General features: G+C 42.0%; 16 protein-coding genes. 13 read left to right on the top strand and 3 right to left on the bottom strand.

Annotation, left to right across the window (positions count from 1 at the left end):
* Positions 1-21 precede the first annotated feature (21 nt).
* On the bottom strand, positions 22-990 hold the full coding sequence (locus tag LG372_RS03040) for an NAD(P)/FAD-dependent oxidoreductase (RefSeq protein ID WP_070842827.1): 969 nt from the start codon (positions 988-990) through the stop codon (positions 22-24).
* Between the two features lie 138 nt (positions 991-1,128).
* Here LG372_RS03040 and cdaA point away from each other — a divergent pair, with 138 nt between their 5' ends.
* The 8 genes from cdaA (at position 1,129) to LG372_RS03000 (ending at position 9,422) form a co-directional block, all read left to right on the top strand.
* Positions 1,129-1,986 carry a diadenylate cyclase CdaA gene (gene cdaA / locus LG372_RS03035; protein WP_225742100.1) on the top strand — a complete coding sequence of 286 codons (858 nt, stop codon included), beginning with the start codon at positions 1,129-1,131 and terminating at the stop codon, positions 1,984-1,986.
* Positions 1,973-2,752, top strand: a complete 780-nt coding sequence (locus LG372_RS03030; RefSeq protein ID WP_225742099.1) for a YbbR-like domain-containing protein — start codon at positions 1,973-1,975, stop codon at positions 2,750-2,752. Before cdaA ends, LG372_RS03030 begins: the two co-directional genes overlap by 14 nt.
* A gap of 24 nt (positions 2,753-2,776) precedes the next feature.
* Entirely contained in the window at positions 2,777-4,129 is a 1,353-nt protein-coding gene (gene glmM / locus LG372_RS03025) for a phosphoglucosamine mutase (protein WP_049551634.1), read from the top strand.
* A gap of 73 nt (positions 4,130-4,202) precedes the next feature.
* Complete coding sequence (locus LG372_RS03020) at positions 4,203-4,577, top strand: DUF1149 family protein (protein WP_049487011.1); 375 nt, start codon at positions 4,203-4,205, stop codon at positions 4,575-4,577.
* A gap of 1 nt (position 4,578) precedes the next feature.
* Complete coding sequence (locus LG372_RS03015; RefSeq protein ID WP_049551633.1) at positions 4,579-5,427, top strand: DegV family protein; 849 nt, start codon at positions 4,579-4,581, stop codon at positions 5,425-5,427.
* Between the two features lie 163 nt (positions 5,428-5,590).
* Positions 5,591-6,358: a 4-hydroxy-tetrahydrodipicolinate reductase gene (gene dapB / locus LG372_RS03010; protein WP_225742098.1), complete on the top strand. Its 768-nt coding sequence runs from the start codon at positions 5,591-5,593 to the stop codon at positions 6,356-6,358.
* Entirely contained in the window at positions 6,355-7,554 is a 1,200-nt protein-coding gene (locus tag LG372_RS03005; protein ID WP_318783343.1) for a CCA tRNA nucleotidyltransferase, read from the top strand. The genes dapB and LG372_RS03005 overlap by 4 nt, the downstream gene beginning before the upstream one ends.
* Positions 7,551-9,422 (top strand): ABC-F family ATP-binding cassette domain-containing protein, encoded by a 1,872-nt coding sequence (locus tag LG372_RS03000; protein WP_225742097.1) that lies wholly within the window; start codon positions 7,551-7,553, stop codon positions 9,420-9,422. The genes LG372_RS03005 and LG372_RS03000 overlap by 4 nt, the downstream gene beginning before the upstream one ends.
* Positions 9,423-9,459: 37 nt before the next feature.
* On the opposite strand, the gene mntE is transcribed toward LG372_RS03000, so the two are convergent.
* Positions 9,460-10,644, bottom strand: a complete 1,185-nt coding sequence (gene mntE / locus LG372_RS02995) for a CDF family manganese efflux transporter MntE (RefSeq protein ID WP_225742096.1) — start codon at positions 10,642-10,644, stop codon at positions 9,460-9,462.
* A gap of 306 nt (positions 10,645-10,950) precedes the next feature.
* On the opposite strand from mntE, the gene LG372_RS02990 reads away from it, so the two are divergent.
* The 4 genes from LG372_RS02990 to yaaA all read left to right on the top strand — a co-directional run bounded on the left by LG372_RS02990 (position 10,951) and on the right by yaaA (position 16,695).
* Positions 10,951-13,647 carry a cation-translocating P-type ATPase gene (locus LG372_RS02990; RefSeq protein WP_225742095.1) on the top strand — a complete coding sequence of 899 codons (2,697 nt, stop codon included), beginning with the start codon at positions 10,951-10,953 and terminating at the stop codon, positions 13,645-13,647.
* 114 nt (positions 13,648-13,761) lie between these two features.
* The gene (locus LG372_RS02985; RefSeq protein WP_225742094.1) at positions 13,762-14,172 is read left to right on the top strand and encodes a peptide deformylase; all 411 of its coding nucleotides are present in this window, start codon (positions 13,762-13,764) and stop codon (positions 14,170-14,172) included.
* An 11-nt stretch (positions 14,173-14,183) separates the two neighbouring features.
* Positions 14,184-15,779: a hypothetical protein gene (locus LG372_RS02980; protein WP_225742093.1), complete on the top strand. Its 1,596-nt coding sequence runs from the start codon at positions 14,184-14,186 to the stop codon at positions 15,777-15,779.
* Positions 15,780-15,966: 187 nt separating this feature from the next.
* A complete protein-coding gene (gene yaaA / locus LG372_RS02975; RefSeq protein ID WP_225742092.1) occupies positions 15,967-16,695 on the top strand; it encodes a peroxide stress protein YaaA in 729 nt (242 codons plus the stop codon).
* A gap of 48 nt (positions 16,696-16,743) precedes the next feature.
* On the opposite strand, the gene LG372_RS02970 is transcribed toward yaaA, so the two are convergent.
* The gene (locus LG372_RS02970) at positions 16,744-18,228 is read right to left on the bottom strand and encodes a M protein trans-acting positive regulator PRD domain-containing protein (RefSeq protein ID WP_225742091.1); all 1,485 of its coding nucleotides are present in this window, start codon (positions 18,226-18,228) and stop codon (positions 16,744-16,746) included.
* A gap of 217 nt (positions 18,229-18,445) precedes the next feature.
* Here LG372_RS02970 and LG372_RS02965 point away from each other — a divergent pair.
* A partial coding sequence (locus LG372_RS02965; protein ID WP_225742090.1) for a G5 domain-containing protein occupies positions 18,446-22,298 on the top strand: 3,853 nt, incomplete at its 3' end.

The raw sequence follows: 22,298 nt of genomic DNA, 5'->3' as shown, positions 1-22,298 counted from the left end.
CATTTGACTCGTGGTTCTTTTTTATAAACTAGTAGAGTGTTTTGGTTGTACTTTTTGCTCAGGGTCAATGTAGTTGATGGCATTGTTGACAGCAGTTGGAGCTTCTCCCAGTCCTGTTGCAATCAAATCAATTTTTCCGTCATAGTAGCAGCAGTCACCGATAGCATAGATACCTGCTTGGCTGGATTCCTGTTTGCTGTTGACGATAATCTTGTGGCGGTTGAGGTCCAGACCCCAGTTTTTAAGGTTACCAACAGAAGATTTGAAACCATAGTTGACAAAGAGGTGGTCTAGGTCAATAGTTTCTGTTTCATCAGATTTAACTTTTGTGATTTCCAACTTGTCAAGCATTTTTCCATCTCCAAGGAGTTGGCTAGGAACGAATGGTGTCTTGATGGATACAGATGATTCTTGTAAGGCTTGGACACTGTGTTCCAAGGCGCGGAAATTATCTCTGCGGTGAACAAGGGTAGTTGGTGCAATTTTTTCAAAAGCCAAAGCCCAATCCACAGCCGAGTCCCCCCCACCAAGAATCGTTACTTTCTTACCAGCGTATTGCTGAATGTTGGAAACATGATAGTGGATATTTTCATAGCCCTCAACGCCTTCTAATTCCAGCGGACGAGGTTTAAAGGCACCGCCCCCCATAGCAATGATAACAGTTTTAGACAGGTGATTTCCTTTAGAAGTTGTGATGACAAAGACTTCTTCTTGTTTTTCAATCTCAAGAACCGTTTCATTGAGATGAATAGGGGTATCAAAGCCATTTAGTTGTTCAATCAAGCGGTTGGTCAACTCTTCTCCAGTCAGGTTTGGGAATCCCGGTACGTCTAGAATTTCCTTTTCAGGATAGAGAATAGCAGGTTGTCCACCTAGTTGCGGAAGGGAGTCGATGATTTGAACTTTAGCTTGGCGTAGGTGGGCATAGAAGGCTGCAAAGAGCCCGACAGGACCGCCACCTACAATAGTGATATCATAGAGTTGAGACATGGTTTCTCCTTTGTTTTTTCTAGTCAGTTTATTTTATCATATTTTTTCTTTAATTTAAAATGAAGTAGGATAGGGAAAAAAATGCCAGAAAAATGGTATAATAGAAAGGAACGTGTTTGGACAGAGAGGAGACAGCAGATGAACTTTCAACAATTATCCAACCTGCAATATTGGACTAGCTTGTTTTCTAGTCCTTGGAGTATTGCCATCAATCTGTTTGATATTTTGATTGTGGCCTATATTTTATATCGTTTTACAAAAGCGATAGCTGGCACCAAGATTATGATTTTGGTGCGTGGGGTCGTGATCTTTGTATTAGCCCAGGTTGTAGCCAATATCCTTGGTTTAACAACGATTTCTTGGTTGATTAATCAAATTATCACCTATGGGGTTATTGCTGCGGTTGTTATCTTCTCTCCAGAGATTCGGACTGGTTTGGAACGCTTGGGAAGGGCGACAGATTTCTTTTCTACTGCTCAAATTAGTGCAGAAGAGCAAATGATTCGTGCCTTTGTCAAGTCGGTTGAATATATGAGTCCTCGTAAGATTGGTGCTCTGGTTGCCATCCAACGAGTTCGGACCTTGCAAGAATACATTGCGACAGGGATTCCTTTGGATGCCAATATTTCAGCTGAACTCCTTATTAATATCTTTATCCCCAACACTCCCCTACACGATGGTGCTGTGATTATCAGAGAAAATCGGATTGCAGTCACCTCTGCCTATCTGCCCTTGACAGAAAGCACAGGGATTTCAAAGGAATTTGGGACCAGACATCGGGCGGCTATCGGTTTGTCAGAAGTATCCGATGCCTTGACCTTCATCGTCTCAGAGGAAACAGGTGGCATTTCTATTACCTATAACGGTGTTTTCAAGCACGACTTGACGATTGAAGAATTTGAAGCAGAGCTACGAGCAATTCTTTTGCCAGCCGTTGAGGAAAAAGTCAGTTTCAAGGACCGTTTGTTAGGAGGTTGGAAATATGAGGAAAAATAGTCTATACATCATTTCATCTCTCTTTTTTGCTTGTATCTTATTCATCTATGCAACGTCAACCAACTTTCAAAATAGTAATACCGCAAGGCAGGTTAAATCAGAAACTTACACCAATACGATAACGAACGTTCCTATTGTTATTCACTATGATGATGACCAGTATTTCATTAGCGGATTTGCATCAGAAGTTTCAGTGATATTAACCGGAGCTAATCGTGTGACCTTGGCCAGCGAAATGCAGGAGAGCACTCGTAAGTTTAAGGTAACTGCTGATTTGACGGATGCCAGTGTTGGAACGATTGAAGTTCCCTTGAATATTGAAAATCTTCCAAGTGGATTGACCGCTGTGGCAACGCCTCAAAAGATTACAGTGAAAGTTGGGAAGAAGGTTAAGCGAGATGGGATGCTTGTTGTGCCACAAGTTGACCAAAGCCAGATTGATCCCAAGTTACAAATTGATAGTATAACCGTGTCAAACGAACGAGTTTCGGTCACAACTGACCAGGAAACATTAGCTAAGATTGACAAAGTTATTGCGCTTTTACCAACCAGCGAACGCATAACAGGTAATTACAGTGGTTCAGTACCTTTGCAGGCAATCGATCGCAATGGTGTTGTCTTACCGGCAGTTATTACTCCGTTCGACACGACAATGAAGGTGACTACAAAACCAGTAGCACCAAGTTCAAGCACATCAAATTCAACAACAAGCAGTTCGTCGGAGACATCTTCGTCAACGAAAGCAACTAGTTCAAAAACGAATTAAAAATAGGAAAAGGATTTTATAAAAATGGGTAAATATTTTGGGACTGATGGAGTCCGTGGAGAAGCTAACGTAGAATTAACGCCAGAATTGGCCTTTAAACTAGGACGTTTTGGAGGCTATGTTCTTAGCCAACATGAAACGGAAGCACCGAAAGTTTTTGTAGGACGTGATACACGTATTTCTGGGGAAATGCTAGAATCTGCCTTGGTAGCTGGTCTTCTTTCAGTTGGTATTCACGTATACAAACTAGGTGTTTTGGCAACACCAGCAGTAGCTTACTTGGTAAAAACTGAAGGAGCAAGTGCTGGTGTCATGATTTCTGCCAGCCACAATCCAGCCCTTGATAACGGAATTAAGTTCTTTGGCGGTGATGGCTTCAAACTGGACGATGAAAAAGAAGCAGAAATTGAAGCCTTGCTAGACGCTGCGGAAGATACTCTTCCTCGTCCAAGTGCAGAAGGCTTGGGAACCTTGGTAGATTATCCAGAAGGCTTGCGTAAGTATGAAGGCTATCTTGTTTCAACTGGAACTCCTCTTGAGGGAATGAAGGTTGCCTTGGACACAGCAAACGGTGCGGCGTCTACAAGTGCCCGTCAAATCTTTGCAGACCTTGGCGCTCAATTAACTGTTATCGGGGAAACACCAGATGGTCTTAACATCAACCTTAATGTTGGTTCAACTCACCCAGAAGCTCTTCAAGATGTGGTCAAAGAAAGCGGCTCAGCTATTGGTTTGGCCTTTGACGGAGACAGTGACCGTTTGATTGCTGTTGATGAAAATGGCGACATCGTTGATGGTGACAAGATTATGTACATCATCGGAAAATATCTTTCTGAAAAAGGACAATTGGCGCAAAATACAATTGTGACAACTGTTATGTCCAACCTTGGCTTCCACAAGGCCTTGGACCGTGAAGGCATTAACAAGGCAGTCACTGCAGTTGGCGACCGCTATGTTGTGGAAGAAATGCGAAAATCAGGTTACAACCTTGGTGGTGAACAGTCTGGTCACGTCATCTTGATGGACTACAATACAACAGGTGATGGTCAATTATCAGCTGTCCAATTGACTAAAATCATGAAGGAAACTGGTAAGAGTTTGTCAGAGTTGGCAGTAGAAGTAACCATCTATCCACAAAAATTAGTCAATATCCGAGTGGAAAATGCCATGAAGGAAAAGGCTATGGAAGTGCCAGCTATTAAGGCTATCATCGAGAAGATGGAAGAAGAAATGGCAGGGAATGGCCGTATCCTAGTACGCCCAAGTGGAACAGAGCCCCTTTTGCGTGTCATGGCAGAAGCGCCTACAACAGAAGAAGTGGACTACTATGTTGATACTATCGCAGACGTAGTTCGAGCTGAAATCGGGATTGACTAAATCCTAGAAAACTAGATGAAAATAAAAAATTATGGTACAATAGCTTATAATATTGTAGCCAAGGGAGAAAGACATGAATCTTAAACGTGAACAAGAATTTGTTAGTCAGTATCATTTTGATGCGCGTAATTTTGAATGGGAAAATGAAAATGGAGCTCCTGAAACTAAGGTGGATGTGAACTTCCAATTACTCCAACATGACCAAGAAAATCAAGTGACATCTTTAGTGGTTGTCTTAAGTTTTATGATTGTCTTTGACAAATTTGTTATCAGTGGAACGATTTCCCAAGTTAACCATGTAGAAGGTCGTATTGTCAATGAACCAAGTGAGTTTAATCAAGAGGAAGTTGAAACTTTGGCCCGTCCATGTTTGAACATGCTTAACCGTTTGACTTACGAAGTAACTGAAATTGCATTAGACTTACCAGGAATCAATTTGGAGTTCTAATATGAAATTAGCTGTTATCACAGATTCCTCTGCCTATCTCAGTGCAGAGACCTTACAAAGAGAAGATTTGTTTGTCTTGGATATTCCTGTCAATATTGATGGTGAAGAGTATGTCGAAGGCATCAATCTGACTGCTGAGGAATTTTACCAAAAAATGGCTCAGGCTTCTGAATTGCCTAAGACCAGTCAACCAAGTATTGCAAAGTTAGATGAGATTCTAACTTGGCTCAAAGAACAAGGCTATACACATGTTTTGGGGCTTTTCCTATCTTCTGGAATTTCAGGTTTTTACCAAAATATCCAGTATATGGTCGATGACTATGAGGGCTTAACCATTGCCTTCCCAGACACTTTGATTACAAGTGCTCCTCTGGGTATCATGGTTGAAAGTGTCTTTAACTGGCGAGACCAGGGTGATGACTTTGCCATTATTCAGGATAAGCTAGCTATTCAAATTAGTCACACATCTGCTTTCATCATGGTGGATGACTTGGACCACTTGGTTAAAGGTGGACGCCTTTCAAATGGAGCTGCTATTTTGGGCAATCTGCTAAGCATTAAGCCAATCCTCTATTTCAATGACCAAGGTGTGATTGAAGTTTACGAAAAAGTTCGTACTGAAAAGAAAGCAACCAAGCGCTTAATTGAAATTATCAAGGAAGCCACAGCTTCAGGCCAATACCGTATCATTGTCATTCACGGGAATGCTCCTGAAAAGGCTGAAGAATTGCGTCAGCACTTACTTGAATCTGGAGTAGGTACGGATATTTCACTTGCTACATTTGGTAGTGTCATTGGAACACACCTAGGGGCAGGAAGTATTGCTCTAGGTTATATTCCAGTGATTTAGTTGGCGCTTTTAAGCTAGTTAAGAAATCTTGTATCTTAGAAATTGAACACGGACTACCTGCCTCATGAAAAAAGATGCCTGTTTTTCCTTTCATGGAAAGTCAGCGTCATTCCCTATTTTTCATGGGCAGCTAACGTCCTTTGTATCTTAGTCAGGAGTAGAGATGAGTATTCGAGTAATTATTGCTGGTTTTAAGGGAAAGATGGGCCAGGCTGCTTGTCAGATGGTCTTGGCTGATCCAGACTTGGACTTGGTAGCAGTTTTGGATCCCTTTGAGTCTGAATCAGAATGGCAGGGTATTCCTGTTTTCAAGGATAAGACTGATTTAGCAGGCTTTGAAGCGGATGTCTGGGTAGACTTTACTACACCAGCCGTTGCCTATGAAAATACACGCTTTGCTCTTGAAAATGGCTTTGCTCCAGTAGTTGGAACGACTGGTTTCACAAGTGAAGAAATTGCAGAGCTAAAAGAATTTTCTCGTGCCCAAGATTTGGGTGGTTTGATAGCTCCAAATTTCGCCTTGGGTGCTGTTTTACTCATGCAATTTGCGAAGCAGGCTGCTAAATATTTCCCAAATGTGGAGATTATCGAGCTCCATCATGACAAGAAAAAGGATGCACCGAGTGGAACTGCTATTAAAACAGCTGAGTTAATGGCAGAAGTTCGAGAGTCTACCCAGCAAGGTGCGCCTGATGAGGAAGAATTGATTACAGGTGCCCGTGGTGCTGATTTTGATGGCATGCGGATCCACTCAGTTCGTTTGCCAGGTTTGGTAGCCCATCAGGAAGTAATCTTTGGCAATCAAGGAGAAGGATTGACCCTCCGTCATGACTCCTATGATCGCAGCTCCTTCATGACAGGGGTGAATTTGGGAATTAAAGAAGTTGTCAAGCGTCATGAGCTTGTCTATGGATTAGAACACTTATTATGAGATTAACGCAAATGCCTTCTGAATTTCAGAAGGCTTTACCAGTATTAGAAAAAATTAAAGAAGCAGGATTTGAAGCCTATTTTGTTGGGGGTTCCGTCAGAGATGCCCTTCTCAATCGTCCCATCCATGATGTGGATATTGCGACGTCTTCTTATCCAGAAGAGACCAAGCAGATTTTTCCTCGAACAGCCGATATCGGAATCGAACATGGAACCGTCTTGGTACTAGATGGGGATGAGGAGTATGAGGTAACCACTTTTCGGACAGAGGATGTCTATGTGGACTATCGCAGACCCAGTGCGGTTTCCTTTGTGCGTTCGCTAGAAGAAGATCTCAAACGCCGTGATTTTACAGTCAATGCCTTTGCCTTGGATGAGACAGGGGAAATCATTGACTTGTTTCATGGTTTAGAGGATTTGGAAAACCAAGTCTTGAGGGCGGTTGGAGTGGCAAGTGAGCGTTTCAACGAAGACGCTCTGCGGATTATGCGTGGCTTCCGTTTTCAGGCTAGTCTTGGCTTTGAGCTTGAGCCAGAAACATTTAAGGCTATGAAGACCTTGACGCCGCTTTTGGAGAAAATTTCTGTAGAGCGTACCTTCGTTGAGTTTGATAAACTCTTGCTGGCTCCATTTTGGAGAAGGGGCTTGGCTTCCATGATTGAGAGTCAAGCTTATGACTATCTCCCTGATATGGCAGCTAGCCAGGACAAGCTCAATAGACTGTTTGATTTGGAGACTGATTTCACCTTTAAATCCTCTGAACAAGCCTGGACAGCTCTACTGTGGGCTTTGGAGATTGAAAATGCACAGCCATTTTTGAAGGCTTGGAAGACCTCACGTCAATTTGCCAAGCAGGTACAGGATTTACTGACTATTTTGGCCTTGCGTGAAAAGGGAGAATTGAGCAAGCGCGATTGTTATCGCTTTGATTTAGATTTACTTTTACAGGCTGAAAATCTTCGTCAGGCTCAAGGAAAAGAAGTTAACCCGCAAGTCATCACAGAAACTTACCAGAGTCTGACCATTCATGATAAGAAAGAAATTCAGATTAATGGTGGTATTTTGATCAAGGAATATGGTTATCAGCCGGGCCCAGATTTGGGAGAGATTTTAACAGAGATTGAGTATGCTATTGTCGATGGAGAATTAGAAAATGACCGTCAAGCCATCCATGCTTACCTGAGGGAGAAAAAATGAGTGATTTTATCGTTGAAAAACTAAGTAAATCCGTCGGTGATAAGACCGTTTTTAAGGATATTTCCTTTATTATCCATGACCTAGACAGAATTGGTCTGATTGGTGTCAATGGAACAGGGAAGACCACCCTTTTAGATGTTCTTTCTGGTGTTTCTGGCTTTGATGGGGATGTGAGTCCCTTTTCAGCTAAGAATGATTACCAGATTGGTTACTTGACCCAAGATCCTGATTTTGATGATAGCAAGACGGTCTTGGATACAGTCCTATCCAGCAATCTCAAGGAAATCCAGCTCATTCGTGAATATGAGTTGATTATGCTCAACTATAGTGAGGACAAGCAGGCGCGTTTGGAACGAGTCATGGCAGAAATGGACTCTCTCCAAGCTTGGGAAATTGAGAGTCAGGTCAAGACCGTTCTCAGCAAGCTGGGGATTCAGGACTTATCCACTCCTGTTGGGGAATTGTCAGGTGGTCTAAGAAGACGGGTCCAGTTGGCGCAAGTTCTTCTTGGCAACCACGACCTTTTGCTTTTGGATGAGCCGACCAACCATCTGGACATTGTGACTATTGAGTGGCTGACCCTCTTTTTGAAAAATTTCAAGAAGACCGTCCTTTTTATCACCCACGATCGCTATTTCTTAGACGCTTTGTCGACACGGATTTTCGAGTTGGATCGCGCAGGATTGACCGAGTATCAAGGGAATTATCAGGACTATGTTCGCCTTAAGGCGGAACAAGACGAGCGCGACGCGGCTCTTCTTCACAAAAAAGAACAACTCTACAAACAAGAATTGGCCTGGATGAGCAGACAACCGCAGGCGCGTGCGACCAAGCAGCAGGCTCGTATCAATCGTTTCCACGACCTGAAAAAGGAAGTTTCAGGCGGCGTTGCTGAAACAGACTTGACCATGAACTTTGAAACCAGTCGGATTGGGAAAAAGGTCATCGAGTTTCAAGATGTTTCCTTTGCCTATAAAAATAAGCCCATTTTGCAAGATTTTAATCTCTTAGTTCAGGCCAAAGACCGTATCGGAATCGTTGGGGACAATGGTGTTGGAAAATCAACTCTCCTTAACTTGATTGCAGGAAGTCTTGAGCCGACAGCAGGACAAGTGGTGATAGGGGAAACTGTTCGTATCGCCTATTTCTCTCAACAAATTGAGGGTTTGGATGAAAGCAAGCGTGTTATCAATTACCTGCAAGAAGTGGCAGAAGAAGTCAAGACCAGCGGTGGTTCTAGTACTTCGATTGCAGAGCTGCTGGAGCAGTTCCTCTTCCCACGTTCGACGCATGGAACCTTGATTGAGAAATTGTCTGGGGGAGAGAAAAAACGTCTTTATCTCCTCAAACTGCTTTTGGAAAAACCAAATGTTCTTCTCTTGGACGAACCGACAAATGACCTAGATATTGCGACCTTGACAGTTTTGGAGAATTTCTTGCAAGGTTTTGCTGGTCCAGTTTTGACAGTTAGCCATGACCGTTATTTCTTAGATAAGGTAGCGACCAAGATTCTGGCTTTTGAGGATGGCAAGATTCGTCCTTTCTTTGGTCATTACACCGACTATCTTGATGAAAAAGCCTTTGAAACAGAGATGGCCAATCAAGTTCAAAAAGCCGAAAAGGAAAAAATCGTCAAGGTTCGAGAAGACAAGAAACGCATGACCTACCAAGAAAAGCAGGAGTGGGCAAGCATTGAAGGCGATATTGAAACCTTGGAAAATCGTATCGCTGCTATTGAAGGGGAAATGCAGGTAAACGGATCTGACTTCGGCAAACTAGCTACTCTTCAAAAAGAACTGGATGAGAAAAACGAAGCACTCCTTGAAAAATACGAACGCTATGAGTATCTAAGTGACTTTAATAGTTAAAAGAATAGAAAAATCCCGTCTCATGGACAGGATTTCTCTATTCTTTTTTGGTTTCTTGATGAAAGATATTTTGCCAAGTTTCGTGGCGACGCCAGATACTGGTATGGACAATTCCATCCATCTCATAGCAGATGAGTTTGGTCTTCTGACTGATGGAAGTGATCTGTATGTCCTTAATCGCAGCTTTAAGTTCTTTTTCGGCCTTATAAGCCTCTTTATCCATCTGTTCTCCATCTTGACGAATATAGACAAAATCGTCAGCCAAGAGTTCTTCCAGTTGATTTCCTTGGTCAATCAATTGTTCGCGCATAAGCAATTTTTTATAGACATTGTCTAAAATCTCATCCTCAGGGATAGGTGCTGGCTCGATATGGACATCGGTATCAAAAACCCCAAAACGTTCCTCCAGCATAGACTCGACTTGATCCGCGATTTCATGACTCTCAAAAACAGACAAGTCAGGATTCATTTCTAGCGTAATATCAAGGTAAATGTTGCTACCGTAGGTGCGACCTCTTTGAGATTTAACCTTGCTAATTTTGGGAATTTCCATAATGGCCTTTTGATAGTCCTCAAGCAGGCGGTCGTCAAAACCATCGGAAAGGCTAAAGGAAGACTCGATAAAGATATCATAGGCAGTCTTCAAGATAAAGAAAGTGATGATAATGGCAACCAGTTTATCCACAATGGGATAATTGAAACTGCTGGCCAGGATGGCAATGGTAGTACCAAGTGAGGTAACAGCATCAGAAAGATTGTCCTGGGCGGCAGCCTTGAGTGCCTTGGAGTTGGATTTCTTACTGAGGCGAGTATTGTAGAGATAAACTAGAAACATAATCGCTGCAGAAATGATTCCTAGAGTTGCACCCAGAGGGTCAATGACTGTTTCTTCACGACTGAGAATCTTTTGAATGGTATCCCTTAGAACATCAAAGCCAACATAGAACATGATAATAGAAGTGACCAAGCTAGCCAAATCTTCAATCTTCCAGTGGCCAAAACGGTGGTCTCGGTCAGCAGGCTGGCGCGCCATTCGAATCCCAATCAAGAGAGCAATATTTCCAATGATGTCCGACACGTTGTTGAAACCATCGGCCACCAAACTGGATGAATGGAGGAGGTGCCCAGTTGCTAATTTGGCTGCAGACAAGATCAAATAGGTCGAAATACTGATAATGGCCCCACGCTCAGCTAACTTGAGATTTGAGATAGATTGCTTCATTCAACTTCCTTTCTAGTCATATAGCATTCTACCATTATACTGGTTTTCAAGGGAAAATTCAAATAAGTCAGTTTTTAGTCTTTGAAAACTTTTCAAAATTTGGTATAATAGTACTACTCAAGGGAGTAGCTGGCAGAAACCTGTGATAGTGTCGTCATTCCGAATTTTGTACTGAAAAGTATGCTTTCCGGCCCTATCTTAAACAGCGAGACTTGTTATGATTAACAGGTCTCTTTTTGTTTGTCGTGAAAAGATACGATGAGGAAAAGAGAGTCTGTTTTGCACACAATGTCAAGGAGGAGACAGATGTCAAAAGAACAAAAACGCCAAGCGTTTTACACTCAGAGTCCTGAAGAGGTCTTGCAGGCTGTGGATGCGACCGAGCAAGGTTTGTCATCAAGTGAGGCGGAAAAGCGCCTTACCGAATTTGGCCACAATGAACTCGAAGAAGGCGAGAAACGATCAATCCTGGTCAAATTCATCGAGCAATTTAAGGATTTGATGATTATCATCCTAGTTGCGGCAGCAATCTTGTCAGTCGTGACTTCTGGTGGGGAAGATATCGCAGATGCCATTATCATCCTAGCCGTGGTTATCATCAACGCTGCCTTTGGTGTTTACCAAGAAGGAAAAGCAGAAGAAGCCATTGAAGCCCTCAAATCTATGTCAAGTCCAGCTGCCCGCGTTCTTCGTGATGGGCATATGGCGGAGATTGACTCTAAAGAATTGGTTCCTGGTGATATCGTTGCCCTTGAAGCTGGTGATGTAGTACCTGCAGACCTACGTTTGCTAGAAGCTAATTCTCTCAAGATTGAAGAAGCTGCTCTTACAGGTGAGTCTGTACCAGTCGAAAAAGACTTGACAGTTGAACTTGATGCAGATGCTGGTATTGGTGACCGTGTCAATATGGCCTTCCAAAACTCAAACGTAACCTATGGTCGTGGGATGGGTGTTGTTGTTAATACAGGTATGTATACTGAAGTAGGTCACATTGCTGGTATGCTTCAAGACGCTGATGAGACTGATACACCCCTCAAACAAAACTTGAACAACCTTTCTAAGGTCTTGACCTATGCAATTTTGGTCATTGCACTTGTTACTTTTGTAGTTGGTGTTTTCATTCAAGGTAAAAATCCACTCGGTGAGTTGATGACCTCTGTTGCGCTTGCCGTTGCAGCCATTCCAGAAGGGCTACCAGCTATCGTAACTATCGTTCTTGCCCTTGGTACTCAAGTTTTGGCCAAACGAAATTCTATTGTTCGTAAGTTGCCAGCTGTAGAAACCCTTGGTTCAACTGAAATCATCGCTTCTGATAAGACTGGTACGCTGACTATGAACAAGATGACAGTTGAAAAAGTCTTCTACGATGCAGTCCTACATGACTCAGCTGATGACATTGAGCTAGGTCTTGAAATGCCGCTTCTTCGTTCAGTTGTCTTGGCAAATGATACGAAAATTGATGTGGAAGGCAACCTGATTGGTGACCCAACCGAAACAGCCTTCATCCAATATGCCTTGGACAAGGGCTACGATGTTAAAGGATTTTTAGAGAAATATCCTCGTGTAGCTGAATTGCCATTTGATTCTGAACGTAAGCTCATGTCAACGGTTCACCCATTGCCAGATGGTCGTTTCCTTGTAGCAGTCAAGGGTGCACCAGACCAACTTTTGAAACGTTGTGTTCTTCGTGACAAAGCTGGGGATATTGCTCCGATTGATGAGAAGGTTATAAACCTCATTCATACCAACAACTCTGAAATGGCTCACCAAGCCTTGCGTGTCCTTGCAGGTGCTTATAAGGTTGTTGATAGTATTCCAGAAAACCTTACTTCTGAAGAGCTTGAAAATGATCTAATCTTTACTGGTTTGATTGGGATGATTGACCCTGAACGTCCTGAAGCTGCTGAGGCTGTTCGTGTGGCTAAGGAAGCTGGAATTCGTCCAATCATGATTACGGGTGACCATCAAGATACTGCAGAAGCTATTGCCAAACGTTTGGGTATCATCGATGCAAATGATACCGAAGGCCACGTTTTAACTGGTGCTGAACTCAATGAACTGTCAGATGAAGACTTTGAAAAAGTAGTTGGTCAATACTCTGTTTATGCCCGTGTGTCTCCAGAACACAAGGTTCGTATCGTCAAGGCTTGGCAAAAACAAGGTAAGGTCGTTGCCATGACAGGTGACGGTGTCAATGATGCGCCAGCTCTGAAAACAGCCGATATCGGTATCGGTATGGGAATCACTGGTACAGAGGTTTCTAAGGGAGCTTCTGACATGATTCTTGCAGATGATAACTTTGCGACTATTATCGTCGCAGTGGAAGAAGGACGTAAGGTCTTCTCAAACATTCAAAAGACTATTCAGTACCTACTTTCTGCCAATACTGCTGAAGTATTGACTATCTTCCTATCAACCTTGTTTGGTTGGGATGTCTTACAGCCAGTTCATCTCTTGTGGATTAACTTGGTAACAGATACCTTCCCAGCTATCGCTCTTGGTGTTGAACCTGCTGAGCCTGGTGTCATGAATCATAAACCGCGTGGACGCAAGGCAAGCTTCTTCTCAGGTGGTGTTTTCAGTTCTATCATCTATCAAGGTGTACTCCAAGCAGCTATTGTTATGAGTGTTTATGGTCTTGCTATTGCTTACCCAGTACATGTGGGTGATAATCATGCCATTCACGCAGATGCCCTTACTATGGCCTTTGCAACCCTTGGTTTGATTCAGCTCTTCCATGCCTACAATGTCAAGTCTGTTTACCAGTCCATCTTGACAGTTGGCCCATTCAAGTCTAAGACCTTTAACTGGTCTATCTTGGTATCCTTCATTCTTCTTATGGCAACAATCATCGTAGAACCGCTTGAAGGAATCTTCCACGTAACCAAACTAGACTTGTCACAATGGGGAATTGTTATGGCTGGAAGTTTCTCAATGATTATCATCGTCGAAATCGTTAAATTTATCCAACGTAAACTCGGCTTTGATAAGAATGCGATTTAAAAAAAAGTCATCTTCGGATGGCTTTTTGTTACAGTTGAGGGAAAGGGCTTGCAGTTGCCGTCTTTTGTGCTATAATTGCTATAATATAGTAAAAAGTAAGAGGAGTGTGAGGAAGTGGAAAAGAAAATTGTAAAGGATATTTTGTTTTTATCTCAGGTGTCTCAGCCGGCAAGTCAGGAAGACCTTTATCTTGCCAGAGATTTACAGGATACGCTTTTAGCGAATCGTGAGACCTGTGTTGGTCTGGCTGCCAATATGATTGGGGTGCAGAAGCGCGTGATTATCTTTAATCTTGGCTTGGTTCCTGTGGTCATGTTTAACCCAGTGCTCCTGTCCTCTGAAGGATTTTATGAGACAGAAGAAGGCTGTTTGTCCTTGACGGGTGTGAGACCTACTAAGCGTTATGAAACCATAAGGGTTGCCTATCGTGACAGCAAGTGGCAGGAACAGACCATGACCTTGACAGGCTTTCCAGCACAGATTTGCCAGCATGAACTGGATCACTTGGAAGGACGAATCATTTAGGAGGAAAGCAAATGAAACGGATAGTCTTTGAACTTATTTTTATCGCAACGACCTGGTATATCTTTTTACCTCCCCTTAATTTGACCAGCTGGGAATTTCTCTTTTTCCTCTGTGGGCATTTGCTGGTTGTATCAATCTTATTTGGCTTTGGCAAGGGGATAAACCTTGTCAAAACGGTTTATGTGCGCCACGGAAAGGCGGAAGCTGCTTTAAATTTTGAGGGTTTCAAAATCAATCGGTTAGGGAAAATTCTTTTTGCTTCTATTGGAGGAATTCTTCTCTTAGCAGCCTTGGTTTCCTTGGTGACTTCTAGCATTTTTCAGGCTAAAAATTATGCTAATGTAGTCACAGTTACGGAAAAAGACTTTACTGAATTTCCTAAGACTGACACCAGTAAGGTTCCTATCTTAGATAGAAGTACCGCTGAAAAAATTGGTGACCGTTACTTGGGTTCCCTAACGGATAAGGTGTCGCAATACGTGGCGGCAGACACCTATACCCAACTGACGATTGATGGGAAACCTTATCGGGTTACACCGTTAGAATATGCAGATCCTATCAAATGGTTTAACAATCAGGCCAAGGGAATCGGCGAGTATATCAAGGTGGACATGGTAACTGGAAATGCCAACTTGGTGGACTTGAAGACACCAATCAAGTATTCTGACTCGGAGTATTTTAACCGTGATGTCAAACGCCACCTACGCTTGAAGTACCCAACTAAAATCTTCAAGACTCCATCTTTTGAGGTGGACGATGAGGGAAATCCTTTCTATGTAGCAACGGTTTACCAAAAGCAATTTGGACTTGCGGTTCCCCGTCCTGTTTCAGTCATTATCTTGGATGCCACAAATGGAGAAACCAAGGAATACAGCTTGGCAGATGTTCCAGAATGGGTGGACCGTGTTTATCCAGCTGAGGAAACCATCGAGCAAATCAACTATAACGGCAAGTACAAGGACGGTTTCTGGAATGCTATGATTTCCAAGAAAAACGTGACCCAGACTACCAAGGGCTATAATTACTTGTCTATCGGGAATGACATCTACCTCTACACAGGTGTGACGTCGGCTAATGCGGATGAAAGTAATCTTGGTTTCATTCTTGAAAATATGCGAACAGGAGAAATCACTAAGTATAGCTTGGCTTCTGCGACAGAAGAATCAGCCCGTGAATCAGCAGAAGGTGCTGTTCAGGAGAAATCCTACAAGGCGACCTTCCCAATCCTCATCAACCTCAATGACAAGCCTCTCTACATCATGGGCTTGAAGGACAATGCTGGTTTGGTCAAAGAGTACGCTCTGGTAGACGCAGTCGAGTACCAAAATGTTATCGTAGCTACGACAGTGGAAGAGCTACTCAGCAAGTACGCCAATAAAAACGATCTTGAAATTGATAATGAAACCACAGAAAGTATCAAGGGTGTGGTAGCAGATCTCAAATCAGCTGTTATCAAGGGAGACACCGTCTACTTCTTTAAAGTTGATGGCAAGATTTACAAGGTTAAGGCCTCAGTATCAGATGACCTCCCTTACCTCGAAAATGGTAAAACCTTCGAAGGTCAAGTAGGAAAAGACAACTATCTCAAGACCTTTAAAGTGCAGTAAGGGAAGAGGCTGGGCAAAAACTCAATTTCAGGAAAAAATGAAGTAAATTATTCCACAATAAAACGCATAGTATCAAGATTTTTCAACACCTGATATTATGCGTTTTTTTCTGAGGTTTAAGACTTTTCCCAGTCTCTTTTCAGATGAATTTCTTGGTAGTGGCAAAAAAATATGCTACACTATTAATATGAAAATTTTAATCCCAACAGCAAAAGAAATGAACACAGATTTACCAAGTATTGAAGCCACTCCTTTAAAGCCAGAAAGTCAGGCCGTGCTTGATGCCTTGGCTCTCTATTCTGCTAGTCAATTGGAGAGTTTTTACAAGGTATCAGCTGAAAAGGCGGCGGAAGAATTTCAACATATCCAAGCTTTGAAAAGGCAAACTGCTCAATACTATCCAGCTCTGAAACTTTTTGATGGGCTAATGTACCGCCACATTAAGCGAGACAAATTGAACGATGCAGAACAGGCCTATCTTGAAAATCATGTTTTTATTACCTCGGCTTTGTACGGTGTTGTTCCAGCCTTGTCACCTATGGCCCCTCACCGTTTGGACTTTTTGATGAAGTTAAAAGTTGCTGGTAAGACTTTGAAGAGCCATTGGAAGTCAGCCTACGATGAAGCTGTGAAGAAGGAAGACCTAATTTTCTCCCTCTTGTCATCCGAGTTTGAGACTGTGTTTTCTAAGGAAATCAGAGAAAAAATGGTGACCTTCAAATTCATGGAGGACAAGGGTGGTCAGCTGAAGATTCATTCAACTATTTCAAAGAAAGCGCGTGGTGCCTTCTTGACAGCTCTGATAGAAAATCAAGTACAGACGGTGGAGGAAGCACGTCGCTTAAGTTTTGCAGGATTTACCTACCGAGAAGATTTGTCCCAGCCACAGGAATTGGTTTTTGTAAAGGAAGTATAGAAAATAGATAAAAGAAAAAGTCAGCAGTATTATGCTGACTTTTCTAGTTTATAAAGTATTGGATATATGAATCTCATTTGATAAACAGTTAAGATGATTAACCAAATCCATGATTGACAGATGGTTTCGGCAAATAAACTTCTTGGTAATCCCTGGAATATAGAAATTAGACACGATGATATCGTAATCTGTCTGATTTAAAATCTCAGGACTTGTTTTTAATTCATCCCAAGTATCGAAGGTAAAGCGGTTATTACAGTAGTAGGAAAGCATATCAACAAAGGTAAGGGATATAGCATGGTCAAAGTTACTGATAATTAAAACCTTGATAGGTGGTCGATTTTCTAACAACTGAGTAGAGAGGTTTTCAGCATGGGTTAAGATGGTGTACATCAAGTGTTCCAACTGTTCAGGATGGTCATGCTGTCCAATTGCCTGACGGTATTGAGCCAGTTCTTGACGCGCACTCCCCATAAAGTCTGGGAAGTAAACTTCAAACTTTTTAATCGTCAATGCTTTTTGTTCAAATAAGATTGGGGTAGAAAAGATTTCCTGTCTTTCAAAGAAAGCGGTGTTGTGTAAATGCCAAATCAGCTCATCGTGGTTGGTAAAAGTAATCTTATATTGTTTTGATAGGCTTTCTAGTATTTGACTCAGTAATTGGTAAGAGTGTCTTGCTTCACTGTTCTCTTCTAAAGAGTTGAAGAATTCTTGAGGATCTAAGAAAATGTTACTTTGAATAAAGGAAATAAAAATTTGTGCAATGATATCTGGAGTGATTTCAAGTCCCAGTTTTTCAGAGAAATGGACAAGTATCTCCTCAAAGTTTGGAATACTCGCCAAAATAGGATAGTATTCATCATAGAAATGATTTGGTAAGTCGATAAAATGACCATTTTTGATGCGGTAAATACTGATAGCTATCATCAGTTTGTACATTCTATAAATTGAAAATCGCATTGGATAATTCGTAATTTTATAGAAGAAGTCAACAAACTCTGTTAAATCTTCCTCAGGAAGATCAGGAAAAGGCCAGTCTAAGAAATAATAGCGCTCAGAAAAGTATTGAGCAAAAAAATAGCGTATATCAATCTCATTCCCACGTATCTCGGATGGAGTAAAAGATAGTTCAATTTGGAATTGAGTTGATAGAGTTTTTGTAATATTTCTGCCCAGTCGATAGAGGTTGGCATTACTAGAGTGAAGATTTTCTATTGTTCGATAAATAGGTAGCCCCTCATTAAAAAACAGATACTCTAGTAATTGAAAAGATTGAGAATGAGCAAGAAAATATTGATAAATATCTTCTACACTAGTGTTAACTTCTAAATCTATCATGATTCCGTTAACAGAAGATTGGATGTCAATAGATGGAAAGGCAACACGTAATTCATTTAAATCACTTTTTAAGATTCGTTCTGTACATCCTAATTTTTCGGCTAGTTCATGCAATTTCATCCAATTACGATTTTGAATCAAGGTTTCCATTAAACGTAATTGTCTTTGATCTTTTGTGGATAAAAGGTTGCGCATATTGGTAATTTCCTCCTATTTTCATTATATCATATTATTGTCTAAAGTGTACAAAAATGTCGGAGTAGAAAAATTGTCTGAATTAGTCAGAAAAATTAGAATAATATAAGTGACTTTTAGGTACAAAAAGAGAATATATTAATTGTATAGAAAATATTGATTTATATATCAAATGGTTGTAGAGTAGGAACTATAAAATATTATCTAGGAGTTTAAAATGAAACATTCACATAAGAAATCATTTGACTGGTATAGCATGCAACAACGATACTCTATTCGTAAGTATCACTTTGGTGCAGCTAGTGTCTTGCTCGGTACAGCTTTAGTATTGGGAACTGCCGCTAATGCGCAATCAGTACAAGCGGAGGAACAACATCCAGAAGCAACTAACAGTGTTTCTGTTGATAAGGTAGATGAAGCTACTAAACCAGCAGAAGTTTCTACACCTAAAAAAGAAACAACTTATGCAGCTCCAACTGTTGCGAACCCAGTAGAAACGACTCCAGCTAAAACTGAAGAAGCTACTAGACCAGCAGAAAAAGTTGAAGAAGCAAAAGATAAAAAAGAAGAAGTAACGCATCAAGATGCTGTTGACAAGTCAAAATTGTTAACGGCTCTTTCGCGTGCTAAAAAACTTGAGAGTAAGTTATATACAGAAGCAAGTGCTGCAAACTTGCAAGCAAGTATCCAAGCTGGTCAAAGCTTGCTTGGGAAAGCAGATGCAACTGAAGTTGAATTATCAGCAGCAGAGTCATCTATTCAATCGGCTATTATTGGTCTAGAACTTCGTTCTAACTCTGATAAAGGAACTGTATCAGAAACTCCTGTAGTGAAGAAAGCTGACGCGGCAGAAGCCAAAGAAGAAGCTAAACCAGTTGCAACAACTGATCGTTCAGCTCTTGATAGTACTGTTTTGCCGACTAGCACACCTGTTAAAGTAGAAGCTACGTCAAGATTTGCATCTACTAATGAGCTTTTGAAACCAGCTCTTAGCCTTTCTGACGCTCGCCAAAATCCAGCTATCCGTAAAGAAGACTTGGATAAAGGGCACAGTGGCTTTAGAGCAGCTAGCAATCCAGCTAACCCAATTGTTTCAGGTTCTGGAAATACAGTTGCATTTACAGATATTAGTCAAGGTGGTCGTAGTTATAGTTTCCGTGGCTACGGAAACTCACGTGGTGGTAATTCAATTCATTACGATGTAACAACAGTACGTCAAGGTAATAGATTGAATTTCACAATTAGATACTCTGGTCCAGGTGAATTTGTTAATAATAACTTTATCTTGGACAAAGGGGATGGATTTGGAAATCCTTCAAATGCAACCATCACAACTCCAAGATTAAGAGAGCAATCAAAACCTATTAGCCAGGGTGCCAACTTCGTATCTCACTCAGGATACAGTATGACCTCTGCTACTTCAACAAATATGGAACAAACAATCAGATTTAGTTTGCCTATCATTAATCCAAATGGTGACTTGTCTGTTCGTTTGAAACCAGTTACTTTTAACGTGGACCAAGGTGGTGGCGGTGCCGCTACTAGCAATGACCCATACAGTAACTCTAACTATTATTATAGAGCAAACCCACTCCTCTTGGATGCAAATCCAAATGGTGGTACTAGTAACAAGACTGTTACAGAAGAACTTGAATTCCAAACTATCTATCTTCCAACTAGTAAATTGCCAGAAGGTGAGACTAGATTAGTTAGAGAAGGTGAAAAAGGACAACGTCAAATTACCTATAAAGTTCATCGATTAGGTAATGAAACAATCCTAGGCTTGCCAATTAGTAATAGAGTTACTAAAGAAGCTAAACCACGTATTGTTCAAATCGGTGTTGCTAAAGAATTCATTGAAACTGTAAAACCACGTGTTGATCAAAATAAAATCGGTGATACCAATAACCTCACTTTCTATCTTGATAATGATGGTAACGGTGTTTACACTGAAGGTGTAGACGAACTTGTTCAAAGAATTGCTATTAAAGATGGTGCTAAAGGTGAAAAAGGAGATCAAGGTGAACGTGGTCTGACTGGAGCACAAGGTGCTAAAGGTGAAAAAGGGGATCAAGGTGAACGTGGTCTGACTGGAGCACAAGGTGCTAAAGGTGAAAAAGGGGATCAAGGTGAACGTGGTCTCACTGGAGCTAAAGGTGAAAAAGGAGATCGAGGCGAACGCGGTCTGACTGGAGCACAAGGTGCCAAAGGTGAAAAAGGAGACCAAGGTGAACGCGGTCTAACCGGAGCACAAGGAGCTAAAGGTGAAAAAGGAGACCAAGGTGAACGCGGTTTAACTGGAGCTAAAGGTGAAAAAGGAGACCAAGGTGAACGCGGTTTAACTGGAGCTAAAGGTGAAAAAGGAGACCGAGGCGAACGCGGTCTCACTGGAGCTAAAGGTGAAAAAGGAGACCGAGGCGAACGCGGTTTAACTGGAGCTAAAGGTGAAAAAGGAGACCAAGGTGAACGCGGTCTCACTGGAGCTAAAGGTGAAAAAGGAGACCAAGGTGAACGCGGTTTAACTGGAGCTAAAGGTGAAAAAGGAGACCAAGGTGAACGCGGTCTCACTGGAGCTAAAGGTGAAAAAGGAGACCGAGGTGAACGCGGTTTAACTGGAGCTAAAGGTGAAAAAGGAGACCAAGGTCAGGCAGGTCGTGACGGTGTAACTCCAACCGTAACCGTTAAAGATAATAAAGATGACGGCACTCATACTATCACGATTAACGACGGTAGAGGTAATGTTACAAATACTGTTGTAAGAGATGGTTTCGATGGAGCAAGCCCATTAGTTGCGACTCAACGAAATGAAGCTGATAAAACAACAACTGTTATCTTCTATTATGATCAAAATGACAACAACGAATTTGATGCAGGAGATACAAAACTAAAAGAAGTTGTCATTGCAGATGGTGCCAAAGGTGAAAAAGGAGACCAAGGTGAACGTGGATTAACTGGTGCACAAGGTGCTAAAGGTGATCGTGGCGAACGTGGTGAAACAGGGGCAGCAGGACGTGATGGTAAAACGCCAGTAATTACTACAGCTCGTGGTAAAGATGGTCATAGTACTGACATTACATTTACAATTCCTGGAGAAGAGCCTGTTGTAGCTAACATTAAAGATGGTAAAGATGGACGTACACCAACCATCGACTTAAATGCCTTAGCTGAAGCAGCAGCAAGATTAAACAATCAAAGAAGCGGAAGAGTAAGAAGAGCTTTAGCAGACGCCCCATCTACAGCACCAGCAGAAAAACCAAGAGAAGGTACTCTTATTACAGCGTACTTTGATAACAATGGTAATGGTCGGTACGATGAAGGTATAGATGACTTAATTGCTAAACAACCAATTTATAATGGTACAGACGGTGCCAATGGTGCAGCAGGTGCAGCCGGACGTAATGGTGCTGAATTATTAAGTGGACCTAAAGCACCAACAGCAGATGATGGTAAAGATGGCGACACTTATATCGATGCAACTACAGGTGATGTTTATAAGAAAGAAAACGGAACTTGGGATAAGATTGGTAACATTCGTGGACCTCAAGGTCTAAAAGGTGAAGCCGGAGTTGCAGGACCACAAGGACCACAAGGGCTACAAGGACCTAAGGGTGACCAGGGTGCTCAAGGTCTTCAAGGACGTGATGGTCAAGACGGAGCACAAGGTTTACCAGGACGCGACGGACGAGATGGCGCAGCAGGTCGTGACGGACGTGATGGACGCGACGGAAAAGACGTCTTGAACGGCAAAGTTAACCCAGAAGCAAATCAAGGTAAAGACGGCGATAAATACGTTAACACAGAAACAGGTGACGTCTTCGTTAAGAATAACGGCAACTGGGACAAAGAAGGCAACATCAAGGGACCTAAAGGGGACAAAGGTGCTCAAGGTCTTCAAGGTGAGCGTGGTCAAGACGGAGCACAAGGTTTACCAGGACGCGATGGACGAGATGGCGCAGCAGGTCGTGACGGACGTGATGGCCGCGACGGTAAAGACGTCTTGAACGGCAAAGTTAACCCAGAAGCAAATCAAGGTAAAGACGGCGATAAATACGTCAATACAGAAACAGGCG

Source organism: Streptococcus sp. Marseille-Q5112, assembly GCF_916700555.1.
Taxonomy (GTDB): Bacteria; Bacillota; Bacilli; order Lactobacillales; family Streptococcaceae; genus Streptococcus; species Streptococcus symci.
Note: the sequence above shows the minus strand (reverse complement) of the source record. Positions and strands in the feature narration are given on the sequence as shown.